This window comes from Vreelandella sp. 162(4c) (assembly GCF_058152265.1).
Window position 1 is genome coordinate 636230 of record NZ_CM176981.1, and the last position, 16496, is coordinate 652725.

At 52.7% G+C, this 16496-nt stretch carries 14 protein-coding genes; 10 read left to right on the plus strand and 4 right to left on the minus strand.

All coding sequences use genetic code 11. The features are described 5' to 3' along the window. The first annotated feature begins 156 nt into the window (after positions 1–156). From AC4EYZ_RS02930 to AC4EYZ_RS02960, 7 genes are all read left to right on the plus strand, one after another. Positions 157–1683 carry an aminoglycoside phosphotransferase family protein gene (locus AC4EYZ_RS02930; protein ID WP_474191533.1) on the plus strand — a complete coding sequence of 509 codons (1527 nt, stop codon included), beginning with the start codon at positions 157–159 and terminating at the stop codon, positions 1681–1683. Further along, a complete protein-coding gene (locus AC4EYZ_RS02935) occupies positions 1676–2602 on the plus strand; it encodes a GAK system ATP-grasp enzyme (RefSeq protein ID WP_474191534.1) in 927 nt (308 codons plus the stop codon). Before AC4EYZ_RS02930 ends, AC4EYZ_RS02935 begins: the two co-directional genes overlap by 8 nt. Then, complete coding sequence (locus AC4EYZ_RS02940) at positions 2599–3708, plus strand: HprK-related kinase B (RefSeq protein WP_474191535.1); 1110 nt, start codon at positions 2599–2601, stop codon at positions 3706–3708. Before AC4EYZ_RS02935 ends, AC4EYZ_RS02940 begins: the two co-directional genes overlap by 4 nt. Continuing rightward, positions 3708–4400 carry a histidine phosphatase family protein gene (locus tag AC4EYZ_RS02945; protein ID WP_190373475.1) on the plus strand — a complete coding sequence of 231 codons (693 nt, stop codon included), beginning with the start codon at positions 3708–3710 and terminating at the stop codon, positions 4398–4400. Before AC4EYZ_RS02940 ends, AC4EYZ_RS02945 begins: the two co-directional genes overlap by 1 nt. Before the next feature lie 27 nt (positions 4401–4427). Continuing rightward, the gene (locus AC4EYZ_RS02950; RefSeq protein ID WP_474191536.1) at positions 4428–5762 is read left to right on the plus strand and encodes a metallophosphoesterase; all 1335 of its coding nucleotides are present in this window, start codon (positions 4428–4430) and stop codon (positions 5760–5762) included. Continuing rightward, the gene (locus AC4EYZ_RS02955; protein WP_022524071.1) at positions 5759–6040 is read left to right on the plus strand and encodes an amphi-Trp domain-containing protein; all 282 of its coding nucleotides are present in this window, start codon (positions 5759–5761) and stop codon (positions 6038–6040) included. Before AC4EYZ_RS02950 ends, AC4EYZ_RS02955 begins: the two co-directional genes overlap by 4 nt. Before the next feature lie 118 nt (positions 6041–6158). Continuing rightward, a complete protein-coding gene (locus AC4EYZ_RS02960) occupies positions 6159–6476 on the plus strand; it encodes a hypothetical protein (RefSeq protein WP_474191537.1) in 318 nt (105 codons plus the stop codon). A 46-nt stretch (positions 6477–6522) separates the two neighbouring features. Here AC4EYZ_RS02960 and AC4EYZ_RS02965 read toward each other — a convergent pair whose 3' ends face one another. Beyond that, positions 6523–6777 (minus strand): putative hemolysin, encoded by a 255-nt coding sequence (locus tag AC4EYZ_RS02965; protein ID WP_474191538.1) that lies wholly within the window; start codon positions 6775–6777, stop codon positions 6523–6525. A 257-nt stretch (positions 6778–7034) separates the two neighbouring features. Between AC4EYZ_RS02965 and AC4EYZ_RS02970 the strand changes: the two genes are divergently transcribed. Together AC4EYZ_RS02970 and AC4EYZ_RS02975 are read left to right on the plus strand one after the other, a co-directional pair. After that, positions 7035–7523, plus strand: a complete 489-nt coding sequence (locus AC4EYZ_RS02970) for a pyridoxamine 5'-phosphate oxidase family protein (protein WP_089690652.1) — start codon at positions 7035–7037, stop codon at positions 7521–7523. Next, a complete protein-coding gene (locus tag AC4EYZ_RS02975) occupies positions 7516–8079 on the plus strand; it encodes a CAP domain-containing protein (protein ID WP_474191539.1) in 564 nt (187 codons plus the stop codon). The genes AC4EYZ_RS02970 and AC4EYZ_RS02975 overlap by 8 nt, the downstream gene beginning before the upstream one ends. A gap of 15 nt (positions 8080–8094) precedes the next feature. On the opposite strand, the gene AC4EYZ_RS02980 is transcribed toward AC4EYZ_RS02975, so the two are convergent. Together AC4EYZ_RS02980 and AC4EYZ_RS02985 are read right to left on the minus strand one after the other, a co-directional pair. Continuing rightward, entirely contained in the window at positions 8095–8583 is a 489-nt protein-coding gene (locus AC4EYZ_RS02980; protein ID WP_190373478.1) for a CreA family protein, read from the minus strand. Positions 8584–9019: 436 nt separating this feature from the next. Further along, positions 9020–10753, minus strand: coding sequence for a PilZ domain-containing protein (locus AC4EYZ_RS02985; protein WP_190373480.1), 1734 nt, complete (start codon positions 10751–10753; stop codon positions 9020–9022). A gap of 221 nt (positions 10754–10974) precedes the next feature. On the opposite strand from AC4EYZ_RS02985, the gene AC4EYZ_RS02990 reads away from it, so the two are divergent. Beyond that, on the plus strand, positions 10975–13551 hold the full coding sequence (locus AC4EYZ_RS02990) for a bifunctional diguanylate cyclase/phosphodiesterase (protein WP_474191540.1): 2577 nt from the start codon (positions 10975–10977) through the stop codon (positions 13549–13551). Positions 13552–15143: 1592 nt separating this feature from the next. On the opposite strand, the gene AC4EYZ_RS02995 is transcribed toward AC4EYZ_RS02990, so the two are convergent. Further along, positions 15144–16490: a Na+/H+ antiporter family protein gene (locus AC4EYZ_RS02995; protein ID WP_490204085.1), complete on the minus strand. Its 1347-nt coding sequence runs from the start codon at positions 16488–16490 to the stop codon at positions 15144–15146. Between the last annotated feature and the right edge of the window lie 6 nt (positions 16491–16496).

Genomic DNA, 16496 nt, shown 5'->3' on the forward strand with positions numbered 1-16496 from the left:
CGATGGCACTGTTATTTATACTGTTGGCTCTCAGAAGCAGTAACCACCTAAGCGCACGTTATCTTGGTGAGGCAGCGTATCAATACGTCGATTTTGGAGCATTTCTATTTTCTACGATTCGAAGTTGAAAATCACTTCGAGTTAGTTGAAGTTTATGTGACTCAGCCAAGTGAAGCTGTTTCTCGGCGTCTGATCAATCGCAAAGGCTATAGAAGCACGCTGGTGGAGAAGGTTGGGCTCGCCGTCGCCATGGATGTACAGCGGCGCAAAGTCGATGGGCAGGGTTTTCAGCAATCCAAATCCCTTGAACGCCTAGCCCGACTGCTTGACCAGCTAGGCCACGCCTGTCTTGAATTCACCGCCATCAAGGCCCTGAAGCAGCTTCCCGATAAATCGCGAAAAGAGTACGCCAAGCTCATTCGATTGGTGGGTAAATCATTGAAGCTGGTGATCATTAATATCGATGATGCCAACACTCGCCAAGGCCTGAAAATTGGACGCCGAATACCCAAAATAACCGCCCGCTTAACCACTGATTTTGAGCAGGACGCTTCAGGCATGCGTAACAGCGCCGTGGTGGATTTTCAGCTTCACCGCATGATCCATCTGCTTGCGGAGCTTGCCGACGCCCTACTCGCCGCCAACTTCGGCCCTGCCGTACGCTTGCAAAACTACAAGCAACTAAAAAATGCTGCCCACGCGATGACCGCCCAGAATGACGACTTTACCGTTGAGCGGCTGGCGCTTACCCGCAGCGGCAGTACCATTGCCACACTGAGAGCCGAGCACGCCACCTCTGGCAAGATGATGGCAGTCTACAAAGAGGGTGAAAGCCAGAAAGTCATTGAAGAACTTTACGGGGTAGATCAATGGAAACGGGTCTATCCTAAGGTGGCTCCAACGGTTCTCTCGCACCATGTCGAGCAGGGGGATGAACTGGGTTCAATGGTGATCGAACACCTCCCCGGCCGAACGCTTGAGTCACTACTGTTAAACGACCAGTGGAAATCCGCCAAGCAACTTGCCCACACACTCCAACGGACGTTGAGAAAGATCTGGAAGGCATCACGTACTAACGAGCCGGCTCAGCCCGAGTATATGCAGCAGTTGCGTAAACGCATGCCCGAAACCCGCCACACGCACCCGACACTGTTTCATACACACCAAACCATTTGCGGACTGCCCCGCCCCAGTTTTGATGATTTGATCGATCGCGTAGAGCCCCTAGAGCGTCAGCTTAGGGCACCATTTTCCGTGCTGATCCACGGCGACTTTAACGTCGACAACCTCATCTATGACGAGCTCAAAAATCGCATCTACTTTATCGACCTGCACCGCGCCTCCTATTCTGATTATGTTCAGGATTTATCCGTTCTGATGGCGTCAATTTATCGGCTGCCCATTATGGATGCGGCCCCTAGAGCCGAACTAATGGGATTGATCAGACAGCTCTATCAGTTTGCGCGCCGGTTCGCCAAAGAGAATAACGATGTAAGCTTTGATGCGCGGCTAGCCATCGCGCTGGGGCGCTCCTTTGCCACCTCTACGCGCTTTATCTACGACAAACGTTTTGCCAACCGACTCGCCCTTAGAGCGAGCTACCTGCTAGAGGCCATAACACTTCTGCCCCCTGAGAAAATAGAGAAGTACAGGCTTCCCCTAGAGGATATTTTTAGTGATTAATAAGCGAATTGCGGTCATCGGGATACCTGGCAAATGGTCAACCGAGGTATTGGCGAATCATTTGGAACAGCGCACCGGCTACCGCTGCGTCGTCGATATGGCTGACGTAGTGCTGGAACTTGAAACCGGCGAGTTGCGTTATCGAGACACCCTGCTCAACACACTTGACGGCGTGATCATCAAAAAAATAAGCGAAACCTACTCCCCTGCCGCCGACGACCGACTGCGCATGCTCAAAACCCTTGAAGCGGACGGGGTGCGCTGTTTCAGCTCGCCAAGCCAGGTGGGGCGCCTGATTAATCGTCTTGAGGGCACCGCCGCCCTGGCATCCGGCGGTATCCCGCTGCCCGCCACACGAGTAACCGAGAGCACTGATGCGGCGCTGGAGGCGGTCCAGGCGTTCGGAAAGGCGATCCTAAAACCGCTCTACTCGACCAAAGCCCGCGGCATGGTGGTGTTAAAAGCGGCAGATGGTGTTAAAGCCAATACCCAAATACTGAATAAATTTAAGGCTAAGCATGGCCTTTTTTACCTTCAGAAGTTCGTCAACCTGGGCGGCCAGGATCTTGGCATGGTATTTCTAGGCGGCAAGTACCTGTGCACCTATGCCCGTGTCGGCGATGACAAGTCGTGGAATACCACGATACACAGCGGGGGCAAATATCGAACCTTTGATGCAAGCCCTGAGCTGATCGAGCTTGGCCTAAAAGCCCAGTCATGCTTCGATCTAAGCTTTACCACTGTGGACATTGCATTAACCGATGAAGGGCCCGTGGTCTTTGAGGTCTCGGCCTTTGGCGGATTTAGCGGCGCGAAAAAAGGGTGTGGTATCGATGCTGCTGAGAAGCTGTGTGATTATGTGCTTAGCCAGCTTGAGGCCGAAACAGCAGAGACAGAGACAGCAGAGGCAGGTGAATGATCAACCTTTTTGATAATCAACAAATCAATCAGGCAAAGGCCGCCTGCACCTATGCGTTACCGCTGACGTTCAATGGTTTAACAATTCGCGTGCTGGCTGACCATCCAGCCATTCTTGACCATCTTGAGGTTTACTATGCTGGTTTAACGGCGTCTGGTTTGCTCCCGGAAGAAGTCCATACCGTTGACCAGCCAGAACTACCGGTATGGCTGTTGGATCAGCAAGCGGATACCAGCGGCCGCGAGTGGACAGCGGTAACACGGGCCAAAACCAGCGCTCTGGGGCTGAAAGAGGCCTACGTGGATACGCCTCAAGGGCGCTGGATTCATAAAGTACGCACGGGGATGGTGCTGTTCCAATCGTTAACGGCGCCAGCTGCGATTGGCGAGTTAAACAAGCACTCATCGCAAGTCATCAACTTTATTAACAACCAGTTTCTCAATCACCATCAGCGCCATGGTTACCTGCTCGGCCACGCCTCGGCCTTTGATATCGATGGAAACGTTACGGCCATTGCCGCCAGCTCCGGTGGTGGTAAATCGACGCTAATGCTGAAAGCGCTGGAAACCGCAAAGGCGCGCTTTCTCTCCAATGACCGGATTCTGTTTAAGCCCGAAAACGACCAGGTAAGCGTTCTCGGTGTCGCCAAGCACCCCCGCGTTAACCCAGGCACGCTGATCAACTCCCCGCGTTTGAGCGACATATTGCCTACTGAAGAGCGCGACCGATTTACCGACATGCCCAAAAGCCAGCTATGGGATATTGAGCAGAAGTACGATGTGTTGATTCCTAACGCCTATGGCGAGGGTAAAACCGCTCTCTCCGGCACGCTCAAACACCTGATACTGCTGGACTGGGCATTAGACGCTACCGCCCCGACAGCCCTGAGTAGCGTGGATAGCACCCAAACACCTGAGGCGCTTGAGGGCTTACGCAAAAGCCCAGGGCCATTTTTTCAGCACGTGGATGGCCACTTTCCCACCGAGCAAGCCCAATCTGCCAAGATCTATGCCGAACATCTAGCGAGCGTTGAAGTGCTGCGCCTCACCGGTACCATCGATTTTGAGCGTGCCATTGCGCTGCTCCAAGCCAAAGGTATTCTCTGATGGTGGCACTGGCGCTGATTCGGCACGGTGAATATTCACAACTGGCGGATACACCCAGCGCCCTGCAGCCCTACCCGCTCACGGAAAAGGGTGCGGAGGACGTTCGAGAGCAGGCGCGGCGATTCGGCGCGTGGCTAACTACTTCAGGCTATCAGCTCAATGCGGAGATACACTGCTCGACGCTGCTAAGAGCCTGGCAAACGGCCGAAATCTTCCGCGAAGAGCTAACGCCGCTGTTTGCGGAGCCACCCCGTTCGCGCAGCTTTTCGGCCCTTTGTGAACGCAGCGTTGGGGCGCTGGCCAATCTGAGCATTCAAGAAATAGAACGGATCGTCACCCTCGACCCTCGCCTTGAGCCCTTACCTAAGGGCTGGAAATCAGCCAGCGATTTCAGGCTGCCCTTCGACGGCGCGGAATCCCTGTTGGAGGCAGGCGCAAGGGTCGCTGCACATTTACAAGCACTTTTAGATATACCGCCGCGACTTGAGGGGGCTAAACGACTACAGCTGGTAGTGGGCCACGGCGCCTCTATTCGCCACGCGGGCTATCATTTAAATGTCATACCCTTCAGCGATATTAAACGGTTAAGTATGTTTCATGGTCATCCGGTCGTTTTCGAGCGGCATAACCAAGGCTGGCACCGACTGTACGGAAACTGGAAACAGCGCCAGCCAGCAGACCCTCTCGATTAGACGATAGCGATGAATAAGATGGCTTCTATGACCGCGTTCAATGTTATTCCAAAGGTAAGCAAACAACCGTATCACAACGCCATCTTGACGCGCCTTCCGACAGAGTGGGCGCCCTGGCCCGATGACGCGACCTCGGTCAATCACGATGAGGCGCTAAGCACCTTTGTTAAGCGCTCGCGCAAAAAATGCTTCGCCTGGCCCAAAAAGCCAGTGGCATTCATCTCAGACCCCCATGCGGACGCCGAGGCATTTGAAGCCTCGCTAATTGCTGCAGGCGTCATCGAACGCGAAGGCTCCCACCTATGTGAATATGCACTGACGAAATTCGGTAAAAAAGCCGAAATCGTGGTGGGCGGAGACTGCCTGGACAAAGGCCCCAGCAATCTGATGATGCTGCGCAGCCTGGCCCATTTATACCGCCTCAAAGCAGATATCACTCTGCTGGCCGGTAACCATGATCTCCGCTTGCTGATGGGGCTGCTATCGTTGGAACGCGACACTGACGCCGGTAGCCAACATCTCTTTGTGCGCATGGGCAAGAAGGTCATACCGCTGTTTAAAGAGGTATTCGATCAATACCTGGCCGATACCCAGTGGGACAAAGGATTACCGTCCGAGCAGGCGTGCCGACAGGCGCTGTTTCCAGGCAACGACTGGTTCGAAAACTTCCCCTTCTATGCCGCCGGGTTTCTCACCCCCGAGGGTATAGAGCGTGAAATCAGCAAGATGACCACCAAGGCGCAGAGCTTCGAGGCGCACTGTGCAAAAAACGGCCTGACGCTCACCCAAGTCTATGCCGCCGCGATGAAGTGTCGTTCGCTATTTCTTAACAAATCGGGGGAATTTAGCTGGTTTTTCCGCCGCATGCGGCTGGTTAAAAAGCGCGGCTCCTTCCTGTTTCTGCATGCCGGCCTCGATGATCATATGGCCGAACTGCTGGCCAAGTACGGCGTAAAACATGCCAACCGTGCTTTCAAAAAAAACCTAATGCACCAAAACCTGTTCAGTTTTTATTATGGCTCTTTGGCCAATACCTTTAGAACCAAATACCGTAAAGCCGATCTTCCCCTTACCCCGCGCGGCGCCTACGTTGCCCGGCGGGCAGGCATTCAGGTGCTGGTTCACGGCCATATCAACCAACACTTTGGCCAGCGGGTCACGCTCAAAAACGGGCTTATCCATATCGAAGCCGATATCACCCTGGACGCTCACTCGCGTAAAAATGAGGGGCTCGATGGCTACGGTGTAGGGGTAACGTTAATCGACAAAAACCGTGGAGTGATCGGCCTTAGCTGCGATTACCCTCAGGCAAAAGTGTTCAAGCCCGGCCGCAAAGGAAAACTGGTGGAGCCCGCTAAATGAAGTCAAAAACGAAATTCAGTCACGATTCCCTGCTGGATCGTCAGTCAACCCAAGAGTTACTGATTACCCTGGCAAATGCGATCAATAAAGGCGAGTTAGCCTTCCAGGAAAGTGAAGGTGAGCTGGTACTTTCCCCCCAGCAGTTGCTGCAAGTCTCTCTGCGCGCCAGTGATGAAGGCGATAAACAGGAGGTGGAAGTAAAGATTAAATGGCGCACCAAAGAGAAAGAGCTTTCCGACACGCCTCCCAAAATTAAAACAAAAGCGGGTAAACGTTAAGAGCTGACGCCCCGAGCCCTACCCACATGAATGTGGGTGTATGATGCCCATGTTCGCGCCAGAGCCCTTTCGGCTCACGGAAGAAAAGTTATGGGAGAAAGACTATGGGAGCGGGGAAATGGACGTCACACATTTAGAGCACGTCGTTATCGCTTTGATCATTCAGCTCTCACTATTGCCCTTTGTTTCTGCTTACGTGGCCGGTGTTATCCCGGTGGCGATACTGCTTGGCCGCGAGATCGCACAGCACGAATACAGGCTAGGCATCCAACGAGGTTGGGCATGGGGCGAAACGCTACCGGTCGGTATGTTTGAGGGCGTCTGGCGTGGGTGGACGTTAGACTCAGTGTTTGATGTGCTGCTACCAGCACTGGCGTGCGGGCTGCTAGCGGTTATGATTGGCTTTAAGAAAAGGCATACAACCAAAAACAGCTAGGCCCTTGGCACCCAGAGGCTGACCTGGGTGGCATCAAAGGCGTCAGCTAGTCATTATCGAGATGCTCTGTACGGTATAGCTTCCACTCATTTTCAACCCGGCCATCAGGCAAGCGGCAGTAGCGGCCAGTGCCTAGGCCACTTTCGCGAATTTCATTCTCCCCGCCGACGCTTCTGCAGTATTCTGCCGCGTATTGGGTCATCTGATTTTGAGAATGAGGGTCTCCCCCGCCCGTGGCACAGCCGCCGAGCATTAGTAGCACTGTCATTGGGCCGTAGCGGTATATAGATCCTGTAAGCATTGGAACCTCCCTCCCTGAGCATACAGTTCAGCGTCACTTTGATTCTGGTGAGTAACCGCGGACACATCAAGCAGGATGTTACTAGGCAAGAGATATGATTATTCGAAGAGCGTTTGCTGATATGGAAAATGGTAGCTAGGCTGTAGCTAGTCATCTTCGATGTACAAGCATTGTCTATGGCTATTTTCAGTATTGAATTCATAAGGCCAGTATCTATTTTATAAGGCCAGGATCGTATTCATAAGGAGAGTGACGCTATGTCCAGCCCGGAACATAAGCAGAAGATCTGGAAGATGATCAAAGATATCAAAGTCGGCATGCTCGTGACGTTGGATCACGACACCCCGCGCGCCCGGCCAATGCACTTGGTGCAAGATGAGTACGACGGCACCCTGTGGTTCTTCACCCGCCGCAGTGCCGAAAAGGTATTTGAAACCAAAAGCGACCACGATGTGTGCCTGAGCTTTTCCGACCAGGAAGATGGCGTCTACGTTTCACTATCGGGTAAAGCCAACCTAACCGATAACCGTGAACTGATTGAAAAATACTGGAACCCTTTCATCGCCGCCTGGTTCCCCGAAGGTAAAGACGACCCAGACGTCGCCCTGCTAGAAATTAAAGTGCAGATGGGTGAGCACTGGAAAGCCAAAGAGAGCAAGACATTCCAGCTTTACGAAATTGCCAAAGCCAACCTCAAAAAGGACGCCACGCCGGATCTTGGCGAAAATGAGAAGTTCGGTGGATAAGGTCCTTCCCAAGCGCCCCGCTGCCGGGGCGCTTTACGGCCTGACCGTTATCATACTGCTTATGGGTTCATTCAGCTTATGGGCCAATGATCAAACCCAGGGTGATAATGCTCCCCCACAGGGCGAATGCGAACTGAACGATCAGCAGCAGGAAATGCTGTCTCAAATCAACGAGGCGCGTAGCCAAGCGCGACCATGCGGCGACCAGCAGTTTGAAGCCGCAGAGCCGTTAGCCTGGAGCTGCAAGTTGGAAGCAGCGGCCAAGAGCCACTCCCAGGACATGGCCGAGAATGACTACTTTAGCCATACCGACCCGGAGGGTGCTGGTATCGAGCAGCGTGTGGGTAATCAGGATTATGTGTGGCAAGCCGTGGGTGAAAATATCGCCGCTGGCCACACCTCCGTTTCCGCCTTGGTGGAAGGCTGGCTAGACAGCCCCGGCCATTGCCGCAACATCATGAATGACGCCTTTACCGAGATGGGCATGGCAAAAGCCGAGGATTCGGAGTCGCGCTACTCAACCTACTGGACACAAACGCTAGGCAACCCGCGCTAAGCACCCACGAGTCAATTATTGCCCGCCTCCTAACTCACCGTAGTGGACAGCCGTAATCGCGTTTTTAGGCGAGCCATCGACCAGCTTGGTGCTATAGGTCAGGTACACAAAGGTCTGGGTTTCGGCGTCATGCATGCGCACAACGCGCATATTCTTGAAAAGCGCAGAGCGACGTTGGCTAAAAATCACCTCTTGCTCCTCTACTTCCGCAGGGTCGAAGACAATCTCCCCCGTCTGCCGACACGCCACGCTCGCCTCACTGGCCTCCTCAGCAAGCCCCACCGCACCGGAGATCCCGCCAATCTGTGAGTAAGAGAGATAACAGGAGATGCCCTGAACCTTCGGGTCATCGAAGCGCTCCACTTCAATGGTGTTGTTCGGGCCCAGCAGCTTGAACTCAGTACGCACGCTGCCAATATGGGCATCCTGAGCGAATAGCGTGGGAGGCAATAGCGCCAACACCATAATGAGCGACGTGAGGGCAACGCGTTTTGGGAAAAACATGGGGTATCTTCCTTGGCAATGGTCAGCCACGTGGGGGCAAGCGAAGTGCATCACTACTCTATCAGGGGGAGACACCGAACCAAATTTATGTCTTCAGATAACTTTTAAGAGCATCTATAAAATAGTACCAGAACGTCCTTGTAATGTTACAAAGATGAGTCAACATTAAATGGTTAGGATATAGGCCAAATGGTAAGACGCATATACACCTCTTAAAAGGAACCAGGAGGTTCGCATGAAAAAGTGGATAATGATGGCAGCCGCAAACTGGCTGCGTAAGCCAGAAAACCAACAGAAAGCCAAATCCGCCTGGAGTAAGTTTCGGGATCGTAATTCTGGAAAGCGGACACCTCAACACCACCAGGACACACCGCGTCATACAACAGAGCAGCGGCCTGACGATAACTCAGATCATTGACCTTAAAGCCTAGTATATCTAGCTTTTTAGCGCCTTCACCCCGTAATCCGAAGGGTTAACGATGCCCTCTAGCTTGCCGATCTGTGACAAGTCACCTTCGGTGATGACGCTATTGATGTTGGTATCTGGGAAACGTAGGTTTTTGACCACGTTAACTTGGCTCGGCATACCTTTGCCATTGATATCCATAACCCAGGCAAGAAAACCACCCGAAAACCTGGCCAGGCTGCCAATAGGGTACAGGCCATAAATTTGGATGTACTCAACCAGTACCGTTTTGTCGTAAACCGTGCCCGTTTCATGAATCCTGCGGTAGGCGTCAAGCGGCGGGCGTGGAGGCTCTCCGTTACGCGCATGGAGTAGCTTATTAATCGCCTTGATCACCGACACTAGTCGCACCAGGTCGGATAGCTGTTCGCCGCGATTCCCTGCTGGGTAGCCGGAGCCATCCAGGCGCTCATTGGCTTTCTCGATGACTTCGCGACAGGTGGGACTTGGTTCCCAGCCAAGCTCGCTAAGCTTTTCTTGCAGCGCTGTTACGTGGCCGCTAAGAATCGCTTTCTGGGCGGGTGTCATGTTTGCCTTGAGCGTCGGTAACTCCGCGCTGATCAGCATGGGCTTGCCTAAGGTATGCAGCAAGGCACCGAGTACCGCCTCCCGCACCCGAGGGTCATGCGGATCGCGGATCAACAGTATATCCGCAAGTTGCCCAGCGACTTGCACTGCGTGTCTTACCCAGTCTGACTCATCGCGAAGAAACGCGAGCGCATAGAGAAACGTCTTGCGATCCTGCTCCGCTAGATAGCGCAGGGTATCGACGCAATCGTAAAAAATTCCAATCGGGAACAGTTGCCGAGTGTTCATGTACATCAGCCCCACTTGCAGCTGATGCGCTACGTCCATCACGCCGCGCTCCATGGGCGACTGACGAGAACGCTTATCACGTTCCTGAGCTTCTCGTTGCTGAATTTTCTTCTCCTTCATACCTGGAATAAACAACGGTGAGTGGTAAAGCATTTTGTCGTTCGTTCCAGTACGGTAAGCGGCCTCTCGTTCTGACTCATTGACATAGTGAAACAAGGCTTCAGTCTGGGATGTCGACAGGTTGATGAACTGAATGCCAACGGCCGCGTAGCCCTGGTTACCAAAGGGACGTATATGGCGAATGATGCCTTCGGCAAAAAAACTATCGCCGTTGGGAAATTCCAGCATTACCCCAGGCACTTCCTTGTCTACACCTATCGCAATGCTGTCAGCTAGATCAATATCGACCATGCAACCACCAATAGACAAGTTTCGAAGCCTACCCGGCACATTGAGTTCATGCAGATAAACTTCGATGCCAACACGTGTCTGCATACCCAAAATGAACGGGATACGAACGGCGCCTCGGTTCTCCTTAACGAAAACGGATTCCGGTAGCTGGCACTCCAGTCGATACAGAGTACTGTCTGCCTTAAGCAGCTTGGCGGCCACATTGCTGAGGCTGTAGGTATCGCGCTCGTTATCGTGAGGACCTTTTAATGCCTCCAGATCAAAGCTCAGGCTACCGGTGGCTACGTAGCGTTCGATATCCGATCCAGCGTACTCCACCTCAAGCACCATACGTCCACTACCCAGATTCAATTCAATCACCTCTGCCTTCAAGGCGTAGGGCATGTCCTTGACATAAATGGATAGCTCGTGAGTGTGTTGGAGCAGTGAGCGAATCACGCTTGCCGATGGATTTTCGTATAGGGCTGGAGCAGCCATTTTAAGTGCCTCGGTAAATAATTCTTATCTTTTATTTGAAATATAGGTTTTGCTTCATTAATTCGGCGAATATATACACTTTCAGCAGCAAAGCTACAACTATGTTTGCAATGTTTTACATTTAATATTGTTTAATGCTAACAAGGCCCTACTATGATCAAATAGGTAATACATTTAATTCAGTTTTCTAGTGCACGAACAATTAAAATGGGGATGTTGCTTTGTATAACGACCACTCGATGATGGAAGCTCAGCAAGCAGTGCATGAACTGATTGCGCTACAAGCGCCTCTTGAGAAAACGTTGGATGCCATCACCGCCTGGATTGAAATAATGCTGCCGCCTAAGGCCATAGTGGCATTCATGCGCTTCAATCCTGGTCAACAGTCGCTAAGCCTCTACCCGAGTCAGCTCTTCTCTCATCGTTATCAACATCAACTTCAAGAAGTACCGATTGGCCCTGATGCAGCTTCTTTCGGATGTGCTGCCTACTGGCAGGAACAGGTAATTACCGAAGATATACGTACAGATTCTCGATGGCTAGCGTTTCGCGATGCAGCAGCGCAAGAAGGGTTGCGCGCCTGCTGGTCAAGCCCAGTGATGACGGCCAATGGCGAGTTGTTAGGGACTTTCGGCACTTACTACAGGCAGCCCTGCAGCCCCAGCGAAACGAATGAAAACTTTTTGCGTTTGGCGGCTTCACTTGTCGCGTTAGCCATCGTCCGTGATCGTGACTCACGTCAGCATCGAAGCTTGTCGGAATGGCACCGCTCGCTATTTGTGAACCACCCTGACGGTGTTTATGAGTTTGATTTAGACGGGCGATTCCAGCGCGGTAACGCTGCTTTGTCAAGAATTACCGGCTACCCGGCAGAAGCGCTAATCGGTCATCACTTTAATGAGTTTATTGAGTCTGATTATCAGGCGCTAACTCAGGCTAGTTTTGATATCGCTAAACGGGGCGGTAGTTGCCAATATGAGACCATGGGCAGACACCATGATGGATATGCCTATAATCTCGAAATCCTTAATTTCCCCGTGTCTGTTGATGGTGAAATCGTCGGCGTCTACGGTATTTGCAAAGATATTACGGCACATAAACAGGCAGAGGCTTCTCGGCGTTTGCTGGAACGAGGCATACAGGCGACCCCCAATGGGGTGCTCATGACGGATGCCAGCAAGCCTGATATGCCACTGATCTATGCCAACGATGCTTTCTATCGCCTCACTGGCTATAACCAAGAGGAAGCACTGGGCCGCAATTGCCGGTTCCTGCAGGGGCCAGATACGGATCGGGAAGTAGTGCTGGCCATTCGCCAAGCAATTGCTCAGCGGCAATCGGTTGAAACACCATTACTCAATTACCGTAAAGATGGCACGTCTTTCTGGAATTATCTGTCGCTCAGCCCAGTATTCGATGAAAAAGGCGTTTGCACCCATTACATTGGCATCCAGCAGGACATCACCCAGCATCGAGAACAGGAAGCGCAACTCGCGTACCAGGCGACTCATGACCTACTCACGGGGTTACCTAATCGTACGGCGCTGGATGAACGCCTGGAAGACGCCTTCAAGCACGCCCAACAGTCGCAAGGCATGGTAGTGGTGATGCATCTTGATTTGGATGACTTTAAGACGGTCAATGATGGACTGGGGCATCACATCGGTAACTTATTGCTGATCGCGGTGGCTGAGCGTCTTCAGCTTCTAATCGAGCCGAGCGATACCTTAGCCCGTCTAACCGGCGATGAGTTCGCTTTGGTGTTTGCCAACCTGGAAGGTCGTCCAGCAGGCAGCGTGTTTGCGGAGCGTGTTCTGGATGCATTCGTACTACCTTTCCAGATTGATGGTAAGTCGTTACACATCAGTGCCAGCATTGGCATTGCCTGCAACTGCGGTGTCGTTGAACATGCCCATGAGCTAATGCAGCGCGCTGGTTTGGCTGTGGGAGAGGCCAAGCAACAGGGTCGAAATACCTGGAATTGGTATCAGGGAGATGTGCAACGGATCACTGAAGAGGCCGTACTACTGCGCCATGACCTGCATACTGCACTGCAGCAAGAGCAGTTCGAGCTGTATTATCAGCCCATCGTGGAGGCAGTCAACGGCCGTATACGAGGCCTGGAAGCACTGATCCGTTGGCATCACCCCTTGCAAGGAATGATCTCGCCAGGTGTATTCATTCCACTGGCTGAACGAACGGGCCAAATTATCCCACTAGGTCGCTGGGTGCTGCGTCGCGCCTGCCAAGATGTTGCAGCTATGCTTGCCGCAGATAAACGGGTGGTGCCGGTGGCCGTCAATATTTCATCACTTCAGTTTCGGCGTGATGGTTTTCTAGAGGAAGTCCAACTGGTGTTAGCTGAGACAGGCTTACCCCCGGAGTTTCTTGAACTTGAGGTGACCGAAAGCGTGTTGCTAGACGGTGCCGAGCAGGCCATTGAGTTGATCAATGAGCTTAAGTCGATGGGCATAAAGGTGGCTCTAGACGATTTCGGAACAGGCTTCTCAAGCCTAAGCTATTTGCGCGACCTGCCTATTCACAAAGTGAAGCTCGACAGAGCATTCATCAAAGACATAGCAACCAGCCGCAATAACGCCGCTATTGTGGAGGGAATTATCACCATGGCCCACCACATGGACTTGGTCGTGGTGGCAGAAGGCATTGAAGAGCGAGAGCAGCAGCAGGATTTAGTCCGTCGTAACTGCGATTTTCTGCAAGGTTTCCTATTCGCTAGGCCTATGCCAAGGGATGCCGTGGTAGCACTCCCAGATATATTGCCCGCTGCCAAAGATTAAGCCATGCCACATGCCACCTATCACACGCGTGATGCCGTTCCGGAGGATCTGACTACTTTGCTTCCAAATTACCCACATTAACATTACGTAGCGGTTACCTCGTAATAATGGGACCGCCCACCACATCTCCACTTCATTATATTTAATCAGTATTCATCATTTCCCTACGCCTGTACAACCCTAACATCTGAGACTTTAGACCACTCTGTGACGTCGCTCACTGGAACACCACTGCCCTGACAGGCCTTATCAAGAATTTATTTCTCCGCTATCTACCTATCGATGGCTTAGTTTTAGGTTCTTGCTCACCATATCACCCACGTAAAGCGCATAACCCCGCATGAATTCGCATGATTTTCATGCACCCATTTTTCACCAGCCAGCCCAGCAGTGGCGCGGTTTGGAGGCTGATGAGGGAGTGCATAAAAACCACTACATTTAGCGCGCGGGCGGGGTGACGAGTGCGTGGCGTGGGTCGCGGCCGGTGTGGGGGTGGATGGTTGGCAACATCGCCGCATGAAGGCCTGTAGGCGCTTGTTTAAGGCTGACCACCCTTCCGCCCTCCTTACTCCCGCCCAACATACCAACGCCCCGCACAAAGGCGGGGAGTTGGCCATAAGCTGTTGAATGGCTGGGTTAGGCTTGTGCGCTATCCAGGTCGTCCAGGCTCGGTACATACTCCATTTGCAGCGGTGCCGAGGTTTGGCTTTGGTTCAGTGCTCTTGGGCGTCGTTCCGCCGCCATCCGCGGGTGCCTACGAACGCTCGTTGAACTCGCGTTCTTCGTTACCGCGCGCTACGGGTATGTGCACGAAGCTAAGTCGGTGGGTTTCGTAGCGCGTGGTAAGCCTACGGCGCACCCGCGGGAGCAGCGCGCAGCGGTGCCGGGTTTGGCTGAATTCCGCCGCCTAATGCCTTGACCTAACCATTGCAAGCGCAGCCTCTCGGTTGATGGCAGGTATAGTTACGGCTAATGCATGAGTTACCGCATGCTTTTCCTTTGGAGCACGTGCGACAGCATCCGCCCTGAGCAAATAAAAGCTCTTCGGGTATCGTATCAAACACTAGGTCACACTCGGTTTCTTCACCGCTCACGATCAGTTCGGCTTGGGTTACCCATTCACCAGACATGTCGGGCGTTTGTTCAGCGCTTGCCACACTGGAGAAACATAGCGCTAGCATCAACATCATTGCTTTGATAAGCACGGGCTTTCCCTTTAATTATTATTCGTGGCTGCAGTATGGGGGTGGGAGCAATATCTACATAGCTATTACGCATCAAAGCAGGCAAATACTTGCCCAACGCACATCATCACTAGATGTTAAGGAGAAAAAGTCAGGAGAATAATTCTCGGATAGCCCGTTGGCGCATCCTCGGAGGAGTCTAAAAAATCACATAACAACATGATTTTAAATAATTTAATTTAAGTAAAATAAAACGAAATATACCAACTCATGTCTCAGCTTCATCATTTGCAACCCACCTACCTGCCTAACACGCCAACGCCCCGCACAAAGGCGGGGCGTTGGTCATACACTGGCGTATGGTTAGGTGACGAGAGATTGTATTGCGGACAGCTCCATTCAACTGAATCAAAGCACCATGGCAGCAACCCAGCCGAACACAATCAACGGGATGTTGTAGTGCAGAAAGGTAGGCACCACGCTATCCCAGATATGGTCATGCTGCCCATCGGCGTTAAGGCCTGCGGTGGGGCCTAGGGTGGAGTCTGAAGCGGGTGAGCCTGCGTCGCCCAGGGCGGCGGCCGTGCCTACCAATGCCACTGTCGCCATAGGCGAAAAGCCAAAGCTCAGTGCCAAAGGCACATAGAGCGAAGCAATAATGGGAATGGTCGAAAACGAAGAGCCAATGCCCATGGTGATAAAGAGACCGACCAGCAGCATAATCAATGCGGCCAGCCCTTTGTTGTCACCGATAAGCTCGGCAGAGCTCGCCACCAGCCCTTCCACCTCACCACTGGCCTGCATCACACTGGCAAAACCTGCCGCTGAAATCATGATAAAGCCGACCAGGGCCATCATGCGCATCCCCTCGGTAAAGATACCGTCCTGCTCGTGCCAGCGGAAAACGCCACTCATGGAGAGCAAGGCAAACCCAAAGATGCCGCCAAGTACCATAGAGCCCGTCATCAGTTGCACGGTGACCGTACCTACCAGGGAAATAACCAACATGGCCTTTTGCCACCCGGCTAGAGAAAGCGCGGCCTCTTGGGGCGATTTGTCACCATGGGCCAGCTCACGGTCTTCGTAGTCACGCCCCTTGCGATAACTCCAAAACACCGCCACCGCCAACCCTAATGCCATTCCACCAATGGGAATCGCCATCGCCAGTGGCACCATTTGACGGGTCACTTCCAACCCCAGCGCCGCGCCGCTTTCGTTGAGGTTCGCGAGCAGTATGTCATTCAGAAATATCGCCCCAAACCCCACGGGCAATAACATATACGGCGCCGTGATACCGAAGGTAATCACGCAAGCCACCAGTCGCCGGTCAAGCTTCAGATGATTCATCAGCTTTAGCAGCGGCGGCACCAGCACTGGAATAAAAGCAATATGGACAGGAATCAAGTTCTGCGAGCTGACTGCCGCGGCTAAAAGCGCCGCCAGCAGTGTATAGGTGACCGTTCGGCGGCTACCCCCGGACTCGTCTAACTGGAAACGTCCAATCGCCCGGCTGGCCAGCAGCTCGGTGATACCTGAACGGGATAAAGCAACGGCAAACGCCCCTAACACTGCATAAGAGAGCGCGATGGTGGCGCCATTACCCAACCCCTCATTAAAGGCGTCAAGGATCTCACCAATAAGCATACCCGCATATAACCCACCTACCAGCGTGGCGACGATAAGGGCAAACACAACTGAAACGCGAGCAAGACTCAAGCCGACCATCACTAGGATAGCCAGAACGATAGCATTCATGAAAAA